This window comes from Trinickia sp. EG282A, from assembly GCF_040965455.1.
GTDB classification, from domain to species: domain Bacteria; phylum Pseudomonadota; class Gammaproteobacteria; order Burkholderiales; family Burkholderiaceae; genus Trinickia; species Trinickia symbiotica.
This window is the reverse complement of record NZ_JBFRCC010000001.1, coordinates 1,206,292-1,227,563: the sequence shown is the minus strand read 5'-3', so window position 1 is coordinate 1,227,563 and position 21,272 is coordinate 1,206,292. Positions and strand designations below refer to the sequence as shown.

The 21,272-nt window shown below is 59.4% G+C and carries 18 protein-coding genes and 1 pseudogene; 4 read left to right on the top strand and 15 right to left on the bottom strand.

Annotation, left to right across the window (positions count from 1 at the left end; all coding sequences use genetic code 11):
- Positions 1-442 precede the first annotated feature (442 nt).
- Positions 443-1,099 carry a TetR family transcriptional regulator C-terminal domain-containing protein gene (locus AB4Y31_RS05675; protein WP_368673058.1) on the top strand — a complete coding sequence of 219 codons (657 nt, stop codon included), beginning with the start codon at positions 443-445 and terminating at the stop codon, positions 1,097-1,099.
- 9 nt (positions 1,100-1,108) lie between these two features.
- On the opposite strand, the gene AB4Y31_RS05670 is transcribed toward AB4Y31_RS05675, so the two are convergent.
- Complete coding sequence (locus AB4Y31_RS05670; protein ID WP_368673057.1) at positions 1,109-3,145, bottom strand: FAD-dependent oxidoreductase; 2,037 nt, start codon at positions 3,143-3,145, stop codon at positions 1,109-1,111.
- 218 nt (positions 3,146-3,363) lie between these two features.
- Between AB4Y31_RS05670 and AB4Y31_RS05665 the strand changes: the two genes are divergently transcribed.
- The gene (locus AB4Y31_RS05665; RefSeq protein WP_368673056.1) at positions 3,364-4,008 is read left to right on the top strand and encodes a TetR family transcriptional regulator; all 645 of its coding nucleotides are present in this window, start codon (positions 3,364-3,366) and stop codon (positions 4,006-4,008) included.
- 160 nt (positions 4,009-4,168) lie between these two features.
- On the opposite strand, the gene AB4Y31_RS05660 is transcribed toward AB4Y31_RS05665, so the two are convergent.
- Positions 4,169-4,711 (bottom strand): MarR family winged helix-turn-helix transcriptional regulator, encoded by a 543-nt coding sequence (locus tag AB4Y31_RS05660; RefSeq protein ID WP_368673055.1) that lies wholly within the window; start codon positions 4,709-4,711, stop codon positions 4,169-4,171.
- A 299-nt stretch (positions 4,712-5,010) separates the two neighbouring features.
- On the opposite strand from AB4Y31_RS05660, the gene AB4Y31_RS05655 reads away from it, so the two are divergent.
- Positions 5,011-6,063 carry a proline racemase family protein gene (locus AB4Y31_RS05655; RefSeq protein WP_368673054.1) on the top strand — a complete coding sequence of 351 codons (1,053 nt, stop codon included), beginning with the start codon at positions 5,011-5,013 and terminating at the stop codon, positions 6,061-6,063.
- A gap of 231 nt (positions 6,064-6,294) precedes the next feature.
- On the opposite strand, the gene AB4Y31_RS05650 is transcribed toward AB4Y31_RS05655, so the two are convergent.
- From AB4Y31_RS05650 to AB4Y31_RS05625, 6 genes are all read right to left on the bottom strand, one after another.
- Positions 6,295-7,443 carry a branched-chain amino acid ABC transporter substrate-binding protein gene (locus AB4Y31_RS05650; RefSeq protein ID WP_368673053.1) on the bottom strand — a complete coding sequence of 383 codons (1,149 nt, stop codon included), beginning with the start codon at positions 7,441-7,443 and terminating at the stop codon, positions 6,295-6,297.
- 75 nt (positions 7,444-7,518) lie between these two features.
- Positions 7,519-7,872 (bottom strand): RidA family protein, encoded by a 354-nt coding sequence (locus tag AB4Y31_RS05645; RefSeq protein ID WP_368673052.1) that lies wholly within the window; start codon positions 7,870-7,872, stop codon positions 7,519-7,521.
- A gap of 37 nt (positions 7,873-7,909) precedes the next feature.
- Positions 7,910-9,238 carry an NAD(P)/FAD-dependent oxidoreductase gene (locus tag AB4Y31_RS05640; RefSeq protein ID WP_368673051.1) on the bottom strand — a complete coding sequence of 443 codons (1,329 nt, stop codon included), beginning with the start codon at positions 9,236-9,238 and terminating at the stop codon, positions 7,910-7,912.
- A gap of 449 nt (positions 9,239-9,687) precedes the next feature.
- On the bottom strand, positions 9,688-10,731 hold the full coding sequence (locus tag AB4Y31_RS05635) for an ABC transporter substrate-binding protein (protein WP_368673050.1): 1,044 nt from the start codon (positions 10,729-10,731) through the stop codon (positions 9,688-9,690).
- Between the two features lie 307 nt (positions 10,732-11,038).
- Complete coding sequence (locus AB4Y31_RS05630) at positions 11,039-12,040, bottom strand: LysR family transcriptional regulator (RefSeq protein WP_368673049.1); 1,002 nt, start codon at positions 12,038-12,040, stop codon at positions 11,039-11,041.
- A 72-nt stretch (positions 12,041-12,112) separates the two neighbouring features.
- On the bottom strand, positions 12,113-12,973 hold the full coding sequence (locus AB4Y31_RS05625) for an N-formylglutamate amidohydrolase (protein ID WP_368673048.1): 861 nt from the start codon (positions 12,971-12,973) through the stop codon (positions 12,113-12,115).
- A gap of 208 nt (positions 12,974-13,181) precedes the next feature.
- On the opposite strand from AB4Y31_RS05625, the gene AB4Y31_RS05620 reads away from it, so the two are divergent.
- Positions 13,182-14,543, top strand: a complete 1,362-nt coding sequence (locus AB4Y31_RS05620; RefSeq protein ID WP_368673047.1) for an MFS transporter — start codon at positions 13,182-13,184, stop codon at positions 14,541-14,543.
- A 92-nt stretch (positions 14,544-14,635) separates the two neighbouring features.
- Here the strand turns inward: AB4Y31_RS05620 and AB4Y31_RS05615 are convergent, their stop codons facing one another.
- The 7 genes and pseudogenes from AB4Y31_RS05615 to AB4Y31_RS05585 form a co-directional block, all read right to left on the bottom strand.
- Positions 14,636-15,406, bottom strand: coding sequence for a pyrroline-5-carboxylate reductase (locus tag AB4Y31_RS05615; RefSeq protein ID WP_368673458.1), 771 nt, complete (start codon positions 15,404-15,406; stop codon positions 14,636-14,638).
- An 87-nt stretch (positions 15,407-15,493) separates the two neighbouring features.
- Positions 15,494-16,750, bottom strand: a complete 1,257-nt coding sequence (locus tag AB4Y31_RS05610) for an SRPBCC family protein (protein WP_368673046.1) — start codon at positions 16,748-16,750, stop codon at positions 15,494-15,496.
- Positions 16,751-16,911: 161 nt separating this feature from the next.
- Positions 16,912-18,015 carry a mandelate racemase/muconate lactonizing enzyme family protein gene (locus AB4Y31_RS05605; protein ID WP_368673045.1) on the bottom strand — a complete coding sequence of 368 codons (1,104 nt, stop codon included), beginning with the start codon at positions 18,013-18,015 and terminating at the stop codon, positions 16,912-16,914.
- Positions 18,012-18,644, bottom strand: a complete 633-nt coding sequence (locus tag AB4Y31_RS05600) for a zinc-binding dehydrogenase (protein ID WP_368673457.1) — start codon at positions 18,642-18,644, stop codon at positions 18,012-18,014. Before AB4Y31_RS05600 ends, AB4Y31_RS05605 begins: the two co-directional genes overlap by 4 nt.
- 15 nt (positions 18,645-18,659) lie before the next feature.
- Positions 18,660-19,091: pseudogene (locus tag AB4Y31_RS05595) on the bottom strand (alcohol dehydrogenase catalytic domain-containing protein); the annotation flags it as partial.
- A gap of 121 nt (positions 19,092-19,212) precedes the next feature.
- On the bottom strand, positions 19,213-20,157 hold the full coding sequence (locus AB4Y31_RS05590; protein WP_368673044.1) for a DMT family transporter: 945 nt from the start codon (positions 20,155-20,157) through the stop codon (positions 19,213-19,215).
- A 169-nt stretch (positions 20,158-20,326) separates the two neighbouring features.
- Complete coding sequence (locus tag AB4Y31_RS05585) at positions 20,327-21,244, bottom strand: LysR substrate-binding domain-containing protein (RefSeq protein ID WP_368673043.1); 918 nt, start codon at positions 21,242-21,244, stop codon at positions 20,327-20,329.
- Positions 21,245-21,272 lie beyond the last annotated feature (28 nt).

Sequence of the window (21,272 nt, the reverse complement as noted above, 5' to 3'; positions counted from 1 at the left end):
TATGCTGAGGATTGGCACCTGTTATGGATTGATCATCCGTTCAGCCGGTCCCGCGATAGCGAGCGAATATGTTGCGCCCCCTGCCTTGCGATGCCTACCGAAGAGCGGCATTTCTTGGAGGATCACTGAACAACCGTTCAGCACAATGTCGTTACGCCCAACTATATATGCGACGGGCTCGAATCAAAAATAAACAGAACCCCGTACTTTCCCCAGGGTGCAGCGCATCGGCGCTCCCCAAAAGGGCAACGCGGCTACGAATCATGCGCATGCTCTATGAACGTCTGTTCAATCTAACGCAACAACACTCCAGACGAATCGGTTAGTACTGTTTGAACAAACGACCAATGCAATCTCGTTTGGATGTACCATTTCTGCCATCGCCCAGCCGGCGCGAACCGCGCATTGCTACCGGTTTGGCGCCTCCGACGAAGGAATGCAGATGCAGCAAACGAATGTGGCAACGTCATCCGCGAGCGATGCCAGAAAAGACGACAACGCGCAGTACGAGGGCATGCGCCTACGCCTGATCGATTCGACACTTGAAGTGGTCGGCCAAGTGGGGCTAGAGAATCTGACGATCCGCAAGGTCAGCGAGCACGCAAGCGTGTCGGTCGGCCTCGTGCACCATCATTTCGAGAACAAGGGCAACCTCGTCTACAAAACGTTTGTCTATCTGATCCGACGCGTCCGCGAGCAACTCACTGCCGGACGGCGCGGTATCGCCGATCCCGTCGAACGCATGAAATTCACGGCGGACATGTGTTTCAGCGATGAGGTCATGAGCCCGGGAGCCGCGAACGTTTGGCCGCACATGTGGAGTTCATCGGCGCACGACGCCGAGGTCCAACGGCTTTGCGCGGCATTTTCCCGGCGCCTTCGGTCGAACTTCATCTTCGACTTGCGGCAAGCCGGCTGCGACCGGACGACGGCGACGATCCACGCCATTCAAGCGATGGCTCTCGTGCACGGCTTGTGGATCGAACATCGCGTTGCCGCGTCGATCACGATCGACGAGGTGATCGGCGTGTTTCATGGGGTCATTGACGACGCCACGGGACGCGTCTGGCGGATGAATATGACGCGTCCGCGGCACTGACCGGCAGCGTCAAACGTCCTTCATCAGTCTGAGCGCATCGTAGATCGCCGCGTGGGTGTTTCGCGCGGAGACGGCATCCCCAATTCGAAAGAGTGCAAAGCGGCCGCCCGGGTTTCGGTCGACGGCTTGGGGCCTCCCGGCGATGAGGTCGTCATAGTTCACTTCGCCAAGATTTCGGGACTGCGGCTTCAATTCGAAGTAAAGCTCGTCCGCGGGGACGGTTCCATGATTGACGACGATCTGGTCGTATCGACGTTCTTCGCGAATCTCGACATAGTCGCTGCCGATGACGGCAATGAATTCCTTGCCCTCGCGGCGCACGGCCTCGAGCGTGTAGGCAACCGTGAACTTGGCATTTTGCCTCTGCAATGAGCGCATGTACGGCACCAGGTTCATGCTCATCACCTCGGGTGAAAATGTGCGATCGCGCGTCATGATCTCCACGTGCCCGCCTGCAAGCGCAATCGTCTCCGCCGCTTGCAGCGCGGCGTGATCGCCCGCGTCGTCATAGATGAGAACATTCATTGCCGGCTTGACATCGCCGCAGATGATGTCCCACGTCGAAATCACGTGTTCGTTACCCTCCGCCAAAACGTCGACGTGCGGCACGCCGCCCGTCGCAATCACGACGACATCCGGATTCTCGCGTTTTATGACTTCCGCGTCGGCCCAGGTGTTGAACGAGAAACGCACGCCGAGCTTCTCGCACTGAGACATACGCCAGTCAATAATGCTCATCATCTCCTTGCGACGCGGGTTGCGAGCTGTCAAGCGAATCTGGCCGCCGGGCGTTCCCATCGCCTCGAATACGACGACGTCATGCCCCCGCTCGCCCGCCACCCGTGCAGCCTCCAGCCCAGCGGGGCCGGAACCCGCGATGACGATCTTGCGCTTCACTGGTGCGCGCCCGATCGAATGAGGCATCGTCAATTCGCGGCCGGTCGCCGCGTTATGAATGCAGAACGCGGCGCCGCCTTGATATATCCGGTCGATGCAATAGTTCGCGCCAACACACGGGCGGATGTCGTCCTCCCGCCCCTCGACGATCTTGCGCACGATATGAGGATCGGTCATATGCGCGCGGGTCATCCCGACCATGTCGACTTTCCCCGATTCGATTGCATAGCGCGCCGTCGACACGTCCTGAATGCGCGCGGCATGAAAAGTCGGGAAGTCCGTCGCGCGCCGGATATCACCGGCAAACTCCAAGTGCGGCGCGCTTCTCATACCCATGATCGGAATGATGTCGGTCAGGCCCGCATCGGTCTCCAGATGCCCGCGGATGACATTGAGAAAATCAACGAGCCCGCTCTCCTTGAGCCTCTTTGAAATTTCGATGCCTTCGTCTCGGGTAATCCCGCCCGCGATAATTTCATCGGCCGTGTAGCGGATCCCGACGACGAACGCCTCTCCAACGCGCTCGCGAATCGCGCGCAACACATCGAACGTAAAGCGAAGACGGTTGTCGAGCGAGCCTCCGTACGGCGCCTCCAGCGTATTGGCGAGCGGCGACCAAAACTGGTCCATCAAATGTCCGTACGCTTCGAGTTCCAGCCCATCCAGGCCGGCAGCCTTCACGCGCTCCGCGGCGTCCGCATAGTCTTTGACAATGCGCTCGATATCCCAATCCTCCGCTTGCTTGGGAAACGCCCGATGCGCCGGTTCGCGCCGGTGCGACGGCGATACTGCCGGCAACCACTCGCCCTTGTCCCAGCGCGTACGGCGTCCCAGGTGCGTCAGTTGGATCATCACCTTGGCGCCATGCTCACGGCATTCGTCCGCCAGATCCCGCATCCAAGGGACAACCTCGTCCTTGTAGATAAGGATGTTATTGAAAACCGGCGGGCTATCCTTCGAGATCGATGCCGATCCCGCCGTCATCGTTAAGGCGACGCCCGCCTTCGCACGCTCGACGTGATAGGCGCGATAGCGCGCCTTCGGCATACCGTCTTCCGCGTAAGCCGGCTCATGCGCCGTCGTCATGATGCGATTGCGAAAGGTCAGATGTCTGAGTGTGTACGGCTGCAACAGCGCATCGCTGGACATGAGTCGTCTCCTTAAGGTTAGAACATCGCGTTGCCTGTTTTTGTGATGAAGGCTACGGCTCATGTACACCTCTGTCAAGTTGAAGTACACTAATGTCTATTGATCAGCATGCCTCCGCCCGTCAAACATTGGAATCATCCGGGGCTGGCGGGATGACGCCGATATCAGAACGATGCACCGGTCGTAAAGACGATCTGCCGAAGTAAGGGCCCAATCTGATGGAAAATTCGAATGCCGATGACGCACGCGGCTCGCCTGAACGATGGCTGAACGCCGCTTATGAATGCCTGCTCGACGGGGGCGTCGAATCGGTGCGAATCCTGCCGCTTGCAAAAAAGCTCAATTTGTCGCGGACGAGCTTCTATTGGTTTTTTACGGACAGGGAAGCGCTATTGGAGGCACTGCTGTTGCGCTGGAAGTCGAAGAACACCGGCAACTGGATTCGGCAAACGGAGGCGTATGCCGAGAGCGTCTGCGAAGCAGCATTGAACGTATTCGACTGCTGGTTCGACGACGCGATTTTCGATTCGCGCCATGAGGCGGCGATCAGAAGCTGGGCGCAGCAATCCCCCGCGATTGCCGCCGAAATAGCGGACGCCGATGCGAATCGTATCGCGGCGCTGACGAGGCTGTTCGAACGGTTTGGCTACGAACCGCTGACCGCCGACGTGCGAGCCCGTGCGATGTATCTTGTGCAGCTGGGTTATGTGTCGATGAAAACACAGGAGGACATGCCGGTGCGGATGATGCGCATCGCCGAATACGTCGAGATCTTCACCGGCCGCCGGGCGAAGAGCCGCGAGCTTCAGCGTTTCTTCGCGCGTCGGGGAATGCCGGAATTCGCGTGCCCGAAGCACGCTTGAACGACGTACTTCGCGCTCAACGCCTTCATGCGTTCGACCACGCGCGCAACATAAATCGAACCAAGTGGCCAAGTCCGCCTGGAACGTCCCGATACGTCGGGTGTTCTCCAACAGCTGATGTCTCGACGGCCGAAAAGGACCGCCCTTCCAACTAAGGGCGCTAGGGTAGCCACTGCCCCCGATGCGCAGTCAGTTTGTCGAAGATCCGGTCCAGCGTCTTGCGCTCTTTCTCGTCGAGAATCTCCAGCATGGCTTCCTGATTGGCGCGGGCGATGGGAAATAGTTTGTCGAGCATCCGCTTCCCCTCGGGCAGGATCGCCAGCCGCGTATTACGCCGATCATTGGCATCCGTTTGCTGGGAGATGAAACGCTTGGCCGACAGTTGCGTGACGGCACGACTGATGCTGTTCTTCGGTCTCGCAGTGACATCGCATATCGTTTTCGCCCTCAGCGGTCCGCACTGGCCAAGACAGGCAAGGACGTTGAACTCGTCACGCGATACGCCCCAACGCTCCGTCATCTCGGCAAAGGTCTTCTCCCGCCATACGTTTGACCAAAGCGTCACGATCCATGCCGTCTTCGTGGGGTTGCCGGTCACCACCGCGCGGAATACCTCTTCGTCTTCAACGGTCTGCAGGTCTTGCTCTATCGAGTCGGAATCGCTCGCTCTGCGACGACTGCTGGATTTGGTGATAACGGACATACGGGTTTGAAATCGGTTGGAGTCTTGCGATTATCTATGATTCGGACTCGTCCTGAAGAACACCGACAGCCGAGGCGTTCCGGCAGTCGGAATCATTCTTCGCGGCGGCCTCGGGTAAACCGCAATCACGACTTCCGCGTCTTGCACATAGTTCCATTTGGTACTAATCTACATCCATCCGCTCTCGCTGTGCGCGCCTGTAGCTGGAAGGGAGTCGTGCCGTTCGCGTGCTCCAGTGACGTTCCATGACCAACGAAGCCCCATCGCACTATGGCTTCAAGTTTCGAAAATCGACTGATATGACTTTCAAGCGAATGTTCCATGCGGTGGAAACCCACGCGGGCGAACCCATGCGGGTGATCACCGGCGGTGTGCCCCACATCCCGGGCAATACCGTCTACGAGCAGATGAAATGGCTCGAGAAAAACGACGATCAGATCCGTCAGCTCATGCTGCGCGAGCCGCGCGGCTACCCGCCGGTCTGCTGCAATTTGATCGTGCCGGCCAAGCATCCGGATGCCGCTGCGGGCTACATCATCATGGAACAGGTCGAGTACCCCGTGATGAGCGGCGGCAACACCATTTCGGTTGTAACCGTGCTTCTTGAAACCGGCATGCTGCCGATGACGGAGCCCGTCACCGAGTTCCAGTTGGAAGCGCCCGCAGGTCTCATCGGCATCAGAGCAGAGTGCAAGGACGGGAAGGTCACGCAGGTTACGTTCAAGAACGTTCCCGCGTTCGCGGCTCACCTCGATGCGGTGATCGACGTTCCCACGCTGGGCAAAGTGACGGTTGATGTAGGTTGGGGCGGGATGTTCTATGCGATCGCCGACGTCCGACAATTCAAGGGCCTCGAGCTCATTCCCGAGCACGGCAAGGAAATCGCGCGTATCGGCGCGCTGATCACCAAAGCCGCTCAGGACCAACTGCCCGTTTCACATCCTCACTATCCCGGCATCGGCATCACGATCGCCCAGCTCTCAGGTCCCACGGACAATCCGAACGCCGACTGGCGCAATGCCGTGACGGTGGCGAGCGGGGCGGTCGACTTCGACAATCCCGCAACCTGGACGGGCGCGATCGATCGGTGCGCTTGCGGCACAGGCACCTGCGCAAAGATGGCTACGCTGCATGCCAAGGGCAAACTGAAATTGAACGAGCCATTCCGCCACGAGGGATTGCTTGGAATCACCTACACCGGGAACCTGATCGAGGAAACACGCATCGGCGACTATAAGGCCGTCGTACCAACGATCTCCGGCCGGTCCTGGATCTACGGGTACAACACATGGGTATTGGACCCGACCGATCCATTCCCGAACGGTTTTACTGTCGGCGATCTTTGGGCATGACCGAGTTGTTATCTGGCACTACGTCTTGAGTTAGTTTTCAACGCTCTTGGCTCTGATGGCGATTGCAATGCGCGGAAACAGTCCGCATGCAATCGCCATTGTTTATTCATCAAGAGCGTGTCAGCGTATTGATGTGTCCCGGAACTGGCGGCTATCCATGGCGCCAGTTCCACGGCAAGTCCAATAGAAGACTCCGATACAGCGCTGCACACCGTAAAGGAACGCTGACGCTTACTCGGCCCCGATCGTCGTCACCGGCGTCCAGCGCCCACCCTTCACTTGATAGAGCGTCGAGCTGGGATTCTTGAGGTCTCCGTTCTCGTCGAATGCGATCTTCCCAGTGATGCCTTCGTAGTGCGTTGCATGAAGCGCCGGCAAAAACTCGGCGGGCTTCGCGGTGTTGGCTTGCTTCATTGCGTCGATGACGACCCATGCGCAGTCGTACGCAAACGGCGAGTAGGTCAGGATGTCGATACCGAACCGCTTCTTGTACTTTTCCTGGAATGCTTTGCCCCGCGGCAGCGAGTCAATAGGACGGCCGTATTCCCAAGCCATCGCGCCTTCGGCGGCTGGGCCGGCGACATTGAGGAAAATGCTGTCGGCAATACCGCCGCTTCCGACGAATTGCGTATGCATGCCGAGCTGCCGCATCCGCTTCACGATGAGTGCCGCCTGATTGTCGCCGCCGCCGTAATACAGAACGTCGGCGTCCGCGGCTTTGATGTTCGTGAGCTGGGCGTTGAATTCCACCGCCTTGTCGTTGGTGTATTCGGCGGCGTCGATCTTGCCGCCTGCAGCCTTCACTGCCTTCTTGAATTCCTCGACAGCCCCTTGGCCGAACGCGGTGCGATCGTCCATGACAGCAATGTGCTTCGCCTTCATGACCGTCACCGCGTACTTGCCGGCATTGCCGGAGTTTTGAACATCGGTTGCGATGATGCGGAATACGGTTTTGTATCCCTGCCGCGTGATGGCCGGATTCGTCGCTGCCGGGTCGATCAGCGGAATACCGGCCTTTGCGAAAATCGGTGCGGATGGAAGCGCCACGCCGGAGTTATAGTACCCGACGACAGCGGCTACGCCATCGTCCACGAGCTTCTGTGCGACCTGGACGCCGATGCGCGGATCGGACTGGTCATCCACCGAATCGACCTCGAAGCGAACCTCCTGGCCGGCCAGCTTGATGTGCTGCGCATTCGCTTCTTCCACAGCGAGTCGCACCCCGTTCTCAATGTCCTTGCCGTTCGAAGCATTGATCCCCGTAAGCGGACTCGACACGCCGATCTTGACCACCTGCTCCGCATACGAATACCCGCATGCCATCGATAGCGCAATCGCCGTGACTGTAGTTGCGAGCACACTCATGCGAATATTGTTCATTTTTTGACCTCAGGTAAAAGACAAATCAGCCTGGAACCGCCACCGGCCGATTCCACACAATCCATGACAGCCCGTTCAAGCCACCGAAGCGACAATGACCACTTCGATGAGCTTCTCAGGCGAAGCCAACACCGCACCCACAGTTGCACGGGGCGGAGTATGCCCGGGTACCACCCACGCATCCCAGACTTCATTCATTGCTGCAACCTGCGACATGTCCGAAAGGAAAATCTGACAGGAAAGAATGCGAGACTTGTCCGATCCATGTTGCGTAAGCAGTGAATCGATAGCGGCCAGGACCTGCCGAGTCTGTCCCGCCATGTCTTGGGAAATATCGCTGGCCACCTGTCCAGCCAGATAGACTGTGCCTTGGTGCACGGCGACTTCCGACAGGCGGTTCCCTACGTGACTACGCTTGATTTCCGGCATCTTCGATTTTCCTCGATAAGATAAAAGAACAAAACGATCACCGTTCCGGACCCGCGAGCGCGGCCTGGTACTTGATGGCGGAAACAACGCCGATCCGGCGAAACGGTTCAGGAGGCAACCAGCTTGGCCCCTCCAGACTCAGCGCATCCGACAAATACGAAGACTGCGAGCCCAAGGCCATCTCGCCCAACAGCTTCCCGTAGGTGCTGCCCTTCAGCACGCCGGCTCCATTGCACCCTAGCGATGCGAATAAACCGGGACGCAATTCGCCGAAATACGTCGCGCCATTTCGAGTCAACGCTGTTGTGCCGCCCCACAAGTACTCGAATCGGTGGGACTTCATTTTCGGATAGCGGCGCCGGTAGCTGTCTGTCAATTGAGCCAGCGTATCGGCCGGCGACTGCTCTCGTTCGTACGAGTACGCACTGCGCACCATGAACCGGCCGCCCTGTACGCGCCGTAGTGTCGTCCCCAGGCGATTCGCGGGAATGACCCCCCACTCCGGCGCATCGCCAAGCTTTTTCAATTCGGCCTCGGGCAGCTCTGGAGTCAATGCGGCGTAGGTGAAGATCGTGATGAGTCTGTCGCGCAGGATGCCCAACTCTTTAGCGAACCCATTATTGGCCAGCACGACCCGATCGGCAACGTATCGTGCCTGCGTGGTGGCGATCTGAAATGGTGACGATTCGCTAAGCGAAACAACTGGCTCGCCCTCCAGCAGAACAACATTCGCCGGCAAGGAATCAGCCAAACCGCGAATCAACGCGGCTGGCTGAACGAATACATTGTTGGGAGAATGATAGCCATATCGGTAATAGCTAGTTCCAAGTTTCTGTCGCAGCGCATCGCGATCGAATTCCTTGTAGCTGACGCCCCACTCTCGATATTGAGCGAGCGAGGCGCGAAGGCTCTCGACACCAGAATCGCCGGCAGCCGCATGGAACTTCCCGGCCGCATTCCAGCTGCAGTCGATCCCGTGCTCGCGAACGAGCTGCTCGAGCCATTTCAAGCCGGCTTCATAGAGCCGAATCTGTTTACGCGCGACTTCGACGGGGCTAGTGTGCCCCGCCATCTTCGTGTTGTGCGGCAAGTTGATGACGAAGCCCGAATTGCGACCGGAAGAGCCCTCTCCGATCGCCGACGCTTCCAACACCAAGACCTGTTCTTCCGGACGCAGTTCAGCGATACGACGTGCCGCCGCCAGACCGGTATATCCGCCGCCGATCACAATCGTTGCGAATCGCCGAACATGCGTCGAACCGCCTCTCGCCCGCACCGGTAGCATGGCGTTCCAGCCCGAACCATCGTGATACGTCGGAAACTTTCCTGCGGCAGCTTCCGGCCCCGAAGGGCGCTGAATATTCATGAAGTACTCCACGGTCGAAAACGCAGGCGGCACAGCGCAATCAACGCCTTGCGGCCAAATGACGGAACGTATCCCTGCTGACCGAACCATGCGCTCGCATGGTCCGAATCATTGGATGACCCGATTTACGTCCATATTGCGTATGAAAGCGTGAAAGTCACTCAAGCATCAAAAACCCTGATGTAGAGCTTCAATACGACTGTCCTGTCAGGTCGGCACTAACGGCTTCACCGTTGGGAGCTATGGCGAAGCGGCAACGGTCCTGAACCTCACTCGCTTGCAAGCGCTTCTTTTTGATGTCGTGCTGCCGCAGCTTGTTCGCTTTGCGCGAAATTTCGAGGTGCAGGCAAATAGGAAACAAAGGAAGCCGTAGTGGAGCCGGACATCAATGAGACACTCGGATCCGCCACGGCTTCCAATCAATCAAACAAGCGGTCAGCCTCGTCCGCTTATTTCTGTCCCAGCCACACGGCGAACTTCTGGTTCAGATCGTCGGAGTGATCGGCCCAGAATGCCACGTCGGACGTGATTGCGTCCTTTTGGTTTTGCGGCGCCGTCGGCAGGTAAGGCGCGACCTTCTGATCGACATGAGCCAACGACGACTGGCGCATCGGCCCAAGGGCCGTTGCCGATGCCAGCTTCGCGAGGGATTCGGTTGACGTCGCAAAGCGGACGAAATCCTGAGCCGCCTTCACGTTTTTGGAACCCTTGACGACCGCATAGCCTTCGATATTCTTGACCTCGCCATCCCACAGGAAACCGAACGGCTTCTTGTCCTGCATGATCGCCGTATAGATGCGATTGCAATAGGCACTCGACATCGTGACTTCACCGTCCGCGAGCAACTGGGGCGGTTGTGCGCCGGTTTCCCACCATACGATCGACGACTTAATCGTATCGAGCTTCTTGAATGCGCGGTCCACACCCGCAGGGGTGGAAAGCGTCTTATAGATATCCGCCGGCGCGACACCGTCTGCCAGCAACGCCCATTCGAGCGCGCCTTCCGGAGACTTACGCAGCGCACGCTTGCCCGGGAATTTCTTCAGATCGAAGAAATCGGCGATCTTGGTCGGCTCGGCGCCCTTGAACGCATTCTTGTTGTACGTGATGACCGTAGACCAGGCGACGTTACCCACCATACAGTCCGAAATCCCGCCGGGAGCAAAATCAGACTTGGCGCCGGCGCCCAGCGTCGACGGGTCGATCTTTTCGAGCAACCCTTCATCGCAGGCACGCGTCGCATCGGCCAGCTGCATATCGACGACGTCCCACGTGACATTGTTCGTCTCTACCTGGCTTCGGATCTGAGCGATGCCGCCGTTGTAGGTATCCATCTTGACCTGAGCGCCCGACTTCGACGCGAACGGTTTGATCGCCGTGACGCTTTGTGCGTCTTGATACGATCCACCCCACGATGCAAAAACAAGTTCCGATGCGGTCGCATGCACGGTTGCCATCCCCATGCTCATCGCAACCAGCGCCAACATTTTCATAGAGCTGCGCATTTAAAGCCTCACCAAGTGATTTTCCGATGTCTCCACCCTTATGCTGGGCAGCGTTTCCCGCTTCGTCACCATTCCGAAGAATGGCTGGGCAAGTGCCAGCACTCCGATTCGAACGTTCAACGTGCTCGCGCAGATTTCACGTTCGCATGCCTCTTCGTTATGGAAGACGCGTGTCGAAAATCCCCTTCACGCTCTTTCGTCGATGACATGTAACGGCAATCTATGCCGTCGTAAAACCAGGGTAAGGAACATTCACGATGGTTATGCAATACATCATGAACCGCATGAGGACCGGCTAGGCTTCGTCGGACAGGCAGATCTGTTCCTGCTTGAGCGAGAGCGCCTTGGCGATATCGCGCGATACCTGACGCTCGAAAGACTGCCGCAGTAGCTCATACATGTCGGCGGGCAGGTGGCCCAGTTCGTTTTCTCGAAACGCCAGGAAGAACGACCGACTCAGCCCGTGATAGGGCCGCCCATGCCGGGAGAACGATGAAAGCGGAACTACGCGAACATCCGGCACGTAGTGTCTGGACTGCCATAGACATAACGGCGTCGTGACCGCAAAGCCCAACCCCGCCGCCACGAGGCTCAGCATGGGATCCGTGGCGTCGAACTCGCAGGTCCGCTCGATGTGTTCCGAGTTCGACGCGAGATAGGCGTCGACGTGCTGCCCGATCACCGAGCGCGCACTGTAGCGGATGAATTGGAGGTTGCGGCTCAGATCGGCAAGCGTTGTGAATCGGTCCACCTCGAAGCTTGCAGGCAAGACGACGAAGTACGGCTCGGAAAATAGCTTCTGCCGGCGAATGCCTGGCGCTTGAGAAATGCCGTTGGTCGTCACCGCCATATCCAGTTGGCGTGCCTCAAGCTGCGCATCGAGAGTGGGCGTGATGCCGGACCACAAGCGAATCTGATGCGATGTGCCCGAGAGCGCCTTGATGATGATCGGCCCAATCGTCGCCGCGAACGAATCGACACAGCCTAGCCGCACCACCACGCGCTTTGCTCGCGTGACGTTGCGTACGCTTTCCACCATCTCGTCGGCGCCCGTGAGCAGCACCGTGGCGTGCTCGAACAAGCGTTGCCCCGCGGCCGTCGGACGAGCCGGACGCGTCGTGCGATCGAGCAACGTCGTATCTAGTAACGTTTCGAGCGCCTTTATACGTTGCGAGACTCCAGCCTGCGATATCGCAAGCCTATCGGCCGCGTCGGAGATCGAGCCGGCCTCGACGACGGCGACCCAGCTCGCCAACAGGCTCCAGTCGGGATATTGTTCAGGTACGCTTTCTTTCATAGTTGGCTGCGCGGAGACATCGGAAGGTAGCACGGACGTCGTCACGACCCGAACGTGCCGGCTCGCGCACCATTAGTCTGCGCTGCCATGGACCCGTGCCGCAAGGCCCATGTCTTCACGTACGGGCGGCAAGCCGCGCAGCGCCGCTTCGAGCGCCCCGAACAGCGCAGCCCAGAACGCGCTCGGCCGTATTCCGTCTTCCCCTTCCCCTTGCAGCCTGAGGCGCTCCAGCTCCGCCCGCCAGCGGCCGGCCACCTCGACCTCTATCGCATGGACGCCGCCCTCGGGGTTGCCATAATGTTCGGCGGAAAACGCATCGGCTATCCTGCCGTTGACGACCCATGAGTGCTCGTGCGCCTTGGCCTGCTCCGTCAGGCACGACACGAGCCGCCGGTCGCAAGCCTTGCCGCGCGCGGTGCCGACGTTACAGTCGGACGCATCGAATCGATCGCGATAGGGCGACAACCAGAAACTCGCATGAAACACCAGCAACAACACATTGTCGTGGCGGGATCGAAGGCGCGATAGCTCCGCGGCAACGGCCTCATGAAAGGGAAGCCAGCAGCTTTTGACGCGCGCGTCGACCTGCGCATCGTCCGGCTCGCAACCCGGATCGTACAGCGGTTGACCTGCCGCCGTATGAGTTCGGCACAACCCATTGCGATTCAAGCGGCGCGACAAAGGCCGACCGGAAGCCGGCACGTTGAAGTCGATCACGCAGGGGTGATAGCGAGCCGAGATATGCGACACGCCGCAGTTCGGCGCCACCGCTTGCAGCGCGAGTCCGGCGGGATCGGCCACTCGTCCTTGAACGTCGCGCCAGGCCGAATACTTCAGCAGATCGTCAGGAATCTCGGCACCCGCATGCGGCGTGACGAGGAGGATCGGCGAGTCGGCGCTGAAGATGTGTCCGTAAGCCGTGTTCTGCATCATGGGGCCCTCAGGTTCGCATCGCTCTATGTCCGGCTACCCTTGCAGGCAATGCGTCGATGTCTGCACAAACGTGGATCAGTCCAAGGTAGCGGAACGCGTATCTCGCTTCGCTAGCGATAGCGGCGCTTAGCCTGTCCATAAGGAGCGCTTAAATAGTACTGCGTTGCCTTAGGCGCGCGAAATATTCATCAGATCCGAGGAGCCTACCATGTCATTGCACAAGGAGACGCTAGGCGCAGTGCCGCGAAGTACCGACGCGCAGACGTCGACCGCGTCCAAGCGGCGCTTTTTGCGGCGAATGATCTTTGTCCTAACCGGAGGGATGTTTCTCGACGGCTACATCCTCGGGATCGTCGGACCGGTCACGGCCAGACTAACCGCCGATCTTGGCGTTTCGACCTTCTGGGAAGGCGCGATTGCCGCGAGCGCGCTGTTCGGCATCTTGTTCGGCTCCCCGCTAGGAGGTTGGGCCGCCGACAAGTATGGACGCAAGCCGCTGTTCACGATGGACATGGGTTTGTTCTTGATTTCCTCGGCGATGCAATTCTTCGTCACTTCGCCGATACAGCTATTCATCGTTCGCCTGATGATGGGTGTCGCGATCGGCGCCGAGTACTCTGTGGGTTGGCCGCTCATGTCGGAGTTCGCCCCGGCCCGGCTTCGGGGGCGGCTCATGGGCGTCACCTTGGTCGCGTGGTATGCGGGGTTCATGATCGCCTTTGCCGTGGGCTTCGCGCTGAACGCGTCGACCCACCTCGGCTGGCGATTCATCCTCGGAACAAGCACGTTTATCGCCGCCATCTTGTTCTGCGCGCGGCTCGGCCTGCCCGAATCGCCTCGCTGGCTGTGGAATCAGAAACGCTGTGGGGAGGCCCGCGCCGTTGCTCAACGATATATGCAGCACGCGGCGGATATGGCCGATGTCGAATGCGAATCCGCCACCGGCGACCGTGCAGGGATGAGGATTCTCTTTTGCCGACGCTACTGGCGCGCCACGCTGTTCATGTCGATGTTCTGGTTCTGTGCCGTCACGCCGTATTTCGCCATCGCCACGTTTGCCGATAGCGTGCTGCAGAAATATGGCTTGGGCGGGGGGCTCGCCGGCGGCGTCGGGCTCTCCGCGGTTGCCGTGGCCGGGGTCGTGCTTACGGTCCTGTTGATCGACAAGATCGGGCGCCGCGCACTGACTGTGCCGCCGCAGTGGCTATGCACGGTCGTGCTGGCGGTTATCGGCCTCTGGCCCAGCGCGCCGCCGATGATCGTTTTGGCGCTCTTTCTAGCCTTCTCTTTCGTCAATGCGGGCTATACGACGCTGACCGGCATCTATCCGGCCGAGGTCTTCCCGACCGAAGTCCGCGGTGTGGGGACGGGGTTCGCGGCCGCCGTCAGTCGGATCGGCGCGGGCCTCGGAACGTTCCTGCTGCCGTGGTCGATGACGCACCTCGGCACGTCGACATGGATGCTCGCGGCGGCCGGCGTCGCCGCCCTCGGTGCGGCGTTGTCGCAATGGCTTGCACCAGAAACCAAAGGCAAGAGCCTCACGGAAACAGCTGCGGGCTATTCGCACTAGCCGTCTTCCCGTCACCATCAAACTTGGCTTGGCCGCCCAGCGGCGGCGGCTATGACGGTTCCGGATCGGCGCCAAATTCCAGCGTTACACTGCTATGCCCGATCTTGAACGCGAGCGAACACTCGATCCAGCGCATCGCCGTAGTGACCATAGGCGCCAAGGGAAGAAAGCTCGGCATGCAGCTGTTCATTCAAACCGCCTGGCGTCATGAGGTACTCGATCATCTCCGAAAACGTCTGCCCTGTCCGAGTCGTTTCGTGTGCCAAGCCAACACAGTACCCGGACACAAAGGTGCGCGCCGCGCCGTACGGGAGCCCTTGTTGAGTTAACCACGATGCTTGCTGTTCAAGCACTGCGTAGAAGCTCGCCATCGTCGACGTTACGGCGTGCAATGCGTCGAACTGATGTTCGCTTTCGACTTCAACCGCTTCGCCAAGGGCAGAAAACACGGATTTGGCGACGCCATCCGGCGGGTAGATTGCGGTGCATCCTTTGCCATCGGCAACCGCCGGCAACGGTATCGCGCGAACAAGCTTGATCGCGGGCCGAACGAGCCGACTCAATTTCGCGATCGATGTCCCCGGAACGAAAGTAATGACCTGATGCCGCACTTCGAAATGAAGCTCTCGCAGGACTTCGGCGACGATTTGCGGCACAACGGCAACGCATACGATGTCCGACGAGTCAAGCACGCCCTGATTGCTCGTGCACACCTCGACGCGCGGATCCAGTGTAGCGAGTTCCGCTGCTGTTTCAGCGTTACGAGGCGACAGCGCTATCCGATCGAACGCCAGGCCGGAACGAATGAGGCCGGTAACGATCGCTTTTGTGATGACGCCGGTTCCGATAAATCCGAGCCGCATTAGGGTCCTCTCAAGGTTGAAGGCGGGTTTTGCACTACCGAGCCTTTGCATATGTTTCAGCGTATTGCGGAGAAGCGGCCTATCGGCTTAGATACCGTGCGCCTTCAGACGCCCCGCATACCAATCCACCCACTGGACGACGTAACTCTCGGTCGTCGGCGAATAGGGCCCCGGGATATAGCCGGGATCCTGCGCGCCGCGATGATTGATAGCGACGAGGCTCGCGTCCTGCGCATTCGTTGCAACCCAGACCTCGGTCAGCTTCCGGACGTCGTAGTCGACACCCTCGACCGCATCGGCATGCACCAGCCACTTCGTGCGCACCAGCGTCTTGTCCGGCGTGAGCGGCACGATGTAGCTAATCATCGCGTGATCGCTCATCACGTGAGTCCACGAGTTGTGCGTCCACATATGGGTGTCGCCCAGATCACGGCGAGTGAGATTGCCCAGCAGTTTCTCGCACGCGACCTTGGTATCCATCGTTTGCGACTCGCCATGGGTCGCGATGACCAGCCGCTGCGTGCGGAAATGGGTGGCCACTTCGCCGCTGAGTTCTTCGACCGCCGAGCAAATATAGCCCTCGCTTTCCCAATTTGCCTGGCTGTCGGCGTTGAGCTTGTTATAGGCGTCGAGTGCTCGACGTCCAGCCTCATCCATGTCGTCCGCGCTGGCACCCGTGGATTCCGGCAAGAATGAAAGCGTCAGCTCCGGATGCCCCGCTTCGCAGTGATAGCACTCGCGGTTGTTCTCCATCACGAGCTTCCAGTTGCCGTCTTCGATAATCTCGGACTCGAACGCAATTTTTGTGTTCTGCAGATCGTACGGGGCGAAACGCGGGGTCATTGTTTCTTCGAGCTTCGCGATGTCGGCCGGGGGCTCATCCGCGAAACATACGAACACGTGTGTGCCGACCACTTTGAGATGCACTGGCCGCAGATTGCGGCAAGTCGCATCAAAGTCCTTGCCCATGTGCTTGGTGTGACACAAGCTACCTTCGAGGTCGTACGTCCACTGGTGATAAGGGCAGACGAGCATGCCGACCGTCGACTTCCCGGCATCCTTCAAACGCGCGCCGCGGTGGCGGCACACATTGCGGTACGCGTGAATTTGCTCGTCGTCGCCTCGTGCGATGATGACCGAAGCCTTACCGATATCGACAACAGAGATGTCACCCGGTTCCGGCACGTCCGCCGTCACCGCGACCATGATCCAGTGCTTGTAGAAAAAGATGTCCACGTCGGTCTCGAAGATGTCCGGCCGGATGAAGACTTCTCCGGGTAATCCGCACCCCGGCTCCCGGCTCTCCACAAGCTCACCCAGGGTCTTCAACTGAACTTCTGACATCGTCTTTCTCCAACATTGATAGGGTACCGGGATTTCCGACGTTCCCGCGTTCTCGTGAGTATTCGATTACCTTAAATCGGCGTCAATGCGCTTTATTTTCGGCCAACTATTACATTGAATTATGAATCGGGCGCCACACTCGAGCGACGATCCGCGGCGCGTCAAAACGAAGCAATCGGATCGCCGAACATCGCCTCCTCGGGCTCGATTCCCAGGCCGACGCCCTGCGGGGGCCGGACGTGCCCGCCATCCACACGAACGCCATTTTTCGAATCAAAGTGCCCATCGATCCTCGGCGCCGCGATCCAAACGCCGTCGAGCAACGCAGGCGGGACCGTCGCGCCGATATGCGCGCACGCCGCCGCGATCAGGTCCCCGCCCCAGGCATCGTCGCAAGTGGTCGGCAAGTTGCGCGCGACGCACAGGTCACGGAAGGCGCGAAACGGATGCAGCCCGCCCAGTCGCGTCACCTTCATGCCGAACCCGTCGACCAATCCCGTGCCGGCCGCGGTAATCGCCGTGTTGAGGTTGAGGCAGCTCTCGTCGATATAGAGCGCGTGTTTGATAAGACCCCGGATCGCCTGCAAGTCTTCGAACGTATTGCAAGGCTGCTCCATGATGAAGGGAATATGCGCGCATTCGTGGCTGAGCCGGATCGCATCACGCGTGGTTAAGCTGCGATTGGCGTCGACTGCCAAACGGATGCCGGAACCTCGAATGATCTCCCACACCTTCGAAATCGACTCGACGTCTTCTTCGATTGCTCTGCCGCCGACCTTCAACTGCAAACGCGGATAACCTTCGTCGCGCTTTTCCGCCGCTACGCGGGCAACCTCATCGGGCACACCGATCGTCACGGCGTAATACGAAGGCAACCGCTCCGCCAACGCGCCGCCGAGGAGATCGGAAACGCTGACGCCGTAATGCTTGCCCAGCAGGTCATGCAGCGCGATATCGATGGCCGCTTTCGCATAGGTGTGACCGTTGAGCAGGCTGTCCATGCGATCGTGCAGGGGCACCGGTAACGCAGCAGTCCCGATGATCCCCGGCGCGATCTCGGACAGCGCGGCCAGCGCACCGCTTGCATGCGACTCGGAATAGGTCGGACCGACAGGGCACGTTTCTCCCCAGCCGTACAGTCCATTGTCCGCGACCAGCTTGACCAGCGTCGTCGTCAATGAATAGACGTCTGCCCGAGCCATCCGGTACGGTCCGTTCAAGACAGGAAGTTCGTACTGGTATAGGTGAATCTGCTTGATCTTCATGCATCTACCTCCGGAATGATCAGCACGAGCTTGCCAAGATGCCCCTTGCTCAGAAATTCTTCTTGGGCAAGCCGAATGTCTTTCAATGGAAAGGTCTTAGCCACCAGCGGCGTGATTTCTCCGCGCTCGAGATAAGAGATCAGATTCGAGAAAACTTCGTCCTCTTGGAACGTGCACCCCATCAACGTCAGATCTTTGAGGTACAGCGTGCGAAGGTCGATCTTGGACACCGGACCGGCAATGGCACCCGCGATGGCATAGCGGCCGCCTAAACGAAGCACCTTGAGCAGGCTCGGCCATTGTTCACCGCCGACGACGTCGATTACGGCATCCACGGAGTTTTCACCGAGGATCGATACCAAATCGGCTTGACGATCGACAACCCTGTCAGCGCCGAGTTCACGAAGCGCCGACGCCTTGCTTGATGAACATTGCGCAATGACGGTCGCGCCGCGCCGCTTGGCCAACTGAACAGCGGCGGACCCCACGCCGCCCGAGGCGCCGGTGATCAGTACCACTTCGGCGCCGACCTTCGCGCGATGCAACATGTTCTCGGCAGTCGAATAAGAGCATGGGATCGATGCGAGCTCCGCGTCCGACCATTCGCTGACGACCTTTAGCGTTTCCATCGACGGGGCAACGGCGAATTGCGCGAACCCTCCGTCACACTCGCTGCCGAACGTCCAACATTCGAATGGTCTGTAGTCGACGTACGTCCGCAGCAAGTTGCTGACGAGCACGCGCTCTCCAATGCGGGCAGGCGAGACGCCGACCCCGACCGCAACGATATGCCCGCAGCAGTCGGCCCCCTGAATCCGAGGAAAATGCAATGACGCGCCCGACCAGGACGCATCGGAACCGTCCACCTTTTCGAATCCTTCCGCCCCGCCTGAGCCGGTGTCGCTATCGATGGATTTCGAATACCAACCGATTCGCGTATTGATATCCGTGTTGTTGACAGCCGATGCGCGAACGCGAATCAGGACTTCTCCCGGTCCAGGCTGCGGCACGGGGACATCGGTGCGATATTCCAGTTTGTCCAGGCCGCCCAAGCCCGTTAGCAGAACGGCGTGCATGGTGCTGGGGATTGAATATGACATCGTGTGTTCTCTATGGAGTTTCAAGGAGATTCAAAGAAGCCCGCGACGGGCGGTCGGAATGTAACGCCCCCGTGAGTTCGCCGCCAGCATGGTCCAGCTAGCCCTCGTCCGCGTCGATGAGGCCGGGACGAGATGCCATCAGTGTTCTTCGCCTTATGGTCGCGGCAGACTGCTGCTGGCCGATCTGCAGCACAAATACGCTGAGGAAGATCAGAGCGATCGCGATCACCTCTACGAGGCCGAAGCGTTCTCCGACACACCAACCGATAAGCAAGGCCACCGCCGGCGCAAGATAGTTGGAACTGGACGACGCCACCGCGCCAAGCTTCTCAAGCAGGTAGTAATAGATTAAGAAGGCCGCGCCGGTTCCCAAGATGCCGAGGCCAACAGCAACGCCGGCGGCCGCGCGCCAGTCGAGGAATAGACGGCCCATCCCCGTGAAATCGGTCATGCCGCCCAGAATGAGCAGCGCCAATCCCATTTGCCAAGTCGCCAAAGCGAGCGGCGAAAGGTTCGTCGGAGACAAGAACCGCCGTACATAGATATAGGAGAGCCCCAGCGTCATCGAACTCGCCAGCAGCCAGCCCACGCCGCGCAAATCGATTGCGCTTCCGGCGCTGTCCCAGGGGCGCGCAATCATCGTGATCCCAACGAATCCGAGCACGACGCCAGTTGCCATGAGTGCGTTGAACTTCTCGCTGCGAAGCAACAGCAAGGAGAAGATCGCGGCAAAGAGCGCGATCGATCCTCCCAGTACACCGGCAATTCCCGACGGCAGGACCGCCGTTCCTTTGATGATGGCGACGTAATAGAAGGCCGTCGCACCGCCCCCCATCACCAGGAAGTGTGGCAGGAGACGCAGTTGATCCCGTGTGATCACGCCTCGCCACCATGCAAAAAATGCGAGCGGGAGGAACCCGAAAAGCACCCGCAAAAAGGCAACCTGCATGGGCGTAATGAGCGCAGTGGCCCACTTCATGTAGATGAAATTCGAACCCCAGATAACACCGAGAAAAACGAAGGCAGCTCTAGTCAGTCGCATGCTCGTACACCGTTGAAATGGCAAGGTCGATCGCATCGCCCACAGCCCCGCGGATGCGCGCGCGAAGCGGAACGATCAGGTGCCGGTACCAAAACTCGTGCCGGGGTCGCGACACGCGTGACGATCTGATTGCGATTCGACGACGCGTCATGGGCGCCCGGAACATGGGTCAGGCCACCCCGGCGGCATTACGCAGTAGCTCGACCAGCGTTTGTACCGTCGGGGACATCGCCTTCCCGTGAGGTATCACCAGGTAGTAAGCGTCGCTCAACGGCAGGCACGCGCTGGTAAGCGCAACCAGCTCGCCCGATGCAAGATGCTCATGAAGCAACCGTCCCCAACCGAGCGCGACGCCTTGCCCTAGCCGCGCCGCTTGCACCGCATCGTTGTAAAGAGAGGTGCGGACGCCATACCTGAGTTTGATCGGACGCGCGCCGACGGCGCGGAACCATTCTTCCCACGTCAGCCATCCTTCCGACGTAGGGTCGTCCGAAATGAGCGTCATGTTCGCCAGTTCGTCCAGCGACCCGGGCTCGCCATATTCGTCTTTCCACGCAGGCGAACACACCGGAAACACCTGTTCGTCAAACAATAGCTGCGAGGTGCCGTCGCTCCACTTTCCATTGCCCCAGCGAACCTCGGCATCGACCTCGGTGTGACGAAGGTCGCCCGTGAACATCCTCGTGGTGAGTCGCACTCGCAGATTGGGCAGAAGCCGCTTGAGCCTCGCGAGGCTAGGCATCAGCCGGAAATGCGAAAATGCCGCGGTCGCCGCTAGGACAACCTCCTCGTCCTCGATTCCCGTCGATAGCCTGTCGAATACGCCCGCGATTTTTCCCAATGCCTGCGAGACGACCGAGTACAACGCCTCGCCCTCGGTTGTCAGCGTGGTCTTGCGATGCAAGCGGTCCAGCAGGCGGATGCCGAGCAGGTCTTCGAGCAGCCGTATCTGCCGACTGACGGCCGCCTGCGTCACCCCCAACTCTTGAGCAGCGTTCGTAAAGCTTCGGAGCCGAGCGACCGCTTCGAATTCAACGAGTGCCGTGAGTGAGGGTATGAGTCTGCGATAGCCTTTCACGCCATCCATGACCGCCTTCATCGTCGAGGTTAAAAGA

Excerpts from the sequence above, each read along its gene's own strand:
- AB4Y31_RS05670 (WP_368673057.1), bottom strand. The coding sequence starts at position 3,145 with ATGTCCAGCGATGCGCTGTTGCAGCCGTACACACTCAGACATCTGACC.
- AB4Y31_RS05650 (WP_368673053.1), bottom strand. The coding sequence starts at position 7,443 with ATGAACAATATTCGCATGAGTGTGCTCGCAACTACAGTCACGGCGATT.
- AB4Y31_RS05590 (WP_368673044.1), bottom strand. The coding sequence starts at position 20,157 with ATGCGACTGACTAGAGCTGCCTTCGTTTTTCTCGGTGTTATCTGGGGT.
- AB4Y31_RS05620 (WP_368673047.1), top strand. The coding sequence starts at position 13,182 with ATGTCATTGCACAAGGAGACGCTAGGCGCAGTGCCGCGAAGTACCGAC.
- AB4Y31_RS05640 (WP_368673051.1), bottom strand. The coding sequence starts at position 9,238 with ATGAATATTCAGCGCCCTTCGGGGCCGGAAGCTGCCGCAGGAAAGTTT.
- AB4Y31_RS05610 (WP_368673046.1), bottom strand. The coding sequence starts at position 16,750 with ATGTCAGAAGTTCAGTTGAAGACCCTGGGTGAGCTTGTGGAGAGCCGG.
- AB4Y31_RS05600 (WP_368673457.1), bottom strand. The coding sequence starts at position 18,644 with ATGGAAACGCTAAAGGTCGTCAGCGAATGGTCGGACGCGGAGCTCGCA.
- AB4Y31_RS05665 (WP_368673056.1), top strand. The coding sequence starts at position 3,364 with ATGGAAAATTCGAATGCCGATGACGCACGCGGCTCGCCTGAACGATGG.
- AB4Y31_RS05630 (WP_368673049.1), bottom strand. The coding sequence starts at position 12,040 with ATGAAAGAAAGCGTACCTGAACAATATCCCGACTGGAGCCTGTTGGCG.
- AB4Y31_RS05645 (WP_368673052.1), bottom strand. The coding sequence starts at position 7,872 with ATGCCGGAAATCAAGCGTAGTCACGTAGGGAACCGCCTGTCGGAAGTC.
- AB4Y31_RS05675 (WP_368673058.1), top strand. The coding sequence starts at position 443 with ATGCAGCAAACGAATGTGGCAACGTCATCCGCGAGCGATGCCAGAAAA.
- AB4Y31_RS05605 (WP_368673045.1), bottom strand. The coding sequence starts at position 18,015 with ATGAAGATCAAGCAGATTCACCTATACCAGTACGAACTTCCTGTCTTG.
- AB4Y31_RS05625 (WP_368673048.1), bottom strand. The coding sequence starts at position 12,973 with ATGATGCAGAACACGGCTTACGGACACATCTTCAGCGCCGACTCGCCG.
- AB4Y31_RS05635 (WP_368673050.1), bottom strand. The coding sequence starts at position 10,731 with ATGAAAATGTTGGCGCTGGTTGCGATGAGCATGGGGATGGCAACCGTG.
- AB4Y31_RS05615 (WP_368673458.1), bottom strand. The coding sequence starts at position 15,406 with ATGCGGCTCGGATTTATCGGAACCGGCGTCATCACAAAAGCGATCGTT.
- AB4Y31_RS05660 (WP_368673055.1), bottom strand. The coding sequence starts at position 4,711 with ATGTCCGTTATCACCAAATCCAGCAGTCGTCGCAGAGCGAGCGATTCC.
- AB4Y31_RS05655 (WP_368673054.1), top strand. The coding sequence starts at position 5,011 with ATGACTTTCAAGCGAATGTTCCATGCGGTGGAAACCCACGCGGGCGAA.
- AB4Y31_RS05585 (WP_368673043.1), bottom strand. The coding sequence starts at position 21,244 with ATGGATGGCGTGAAAGGCTATCGCAGACTCATACCCTCACTCACGGCA.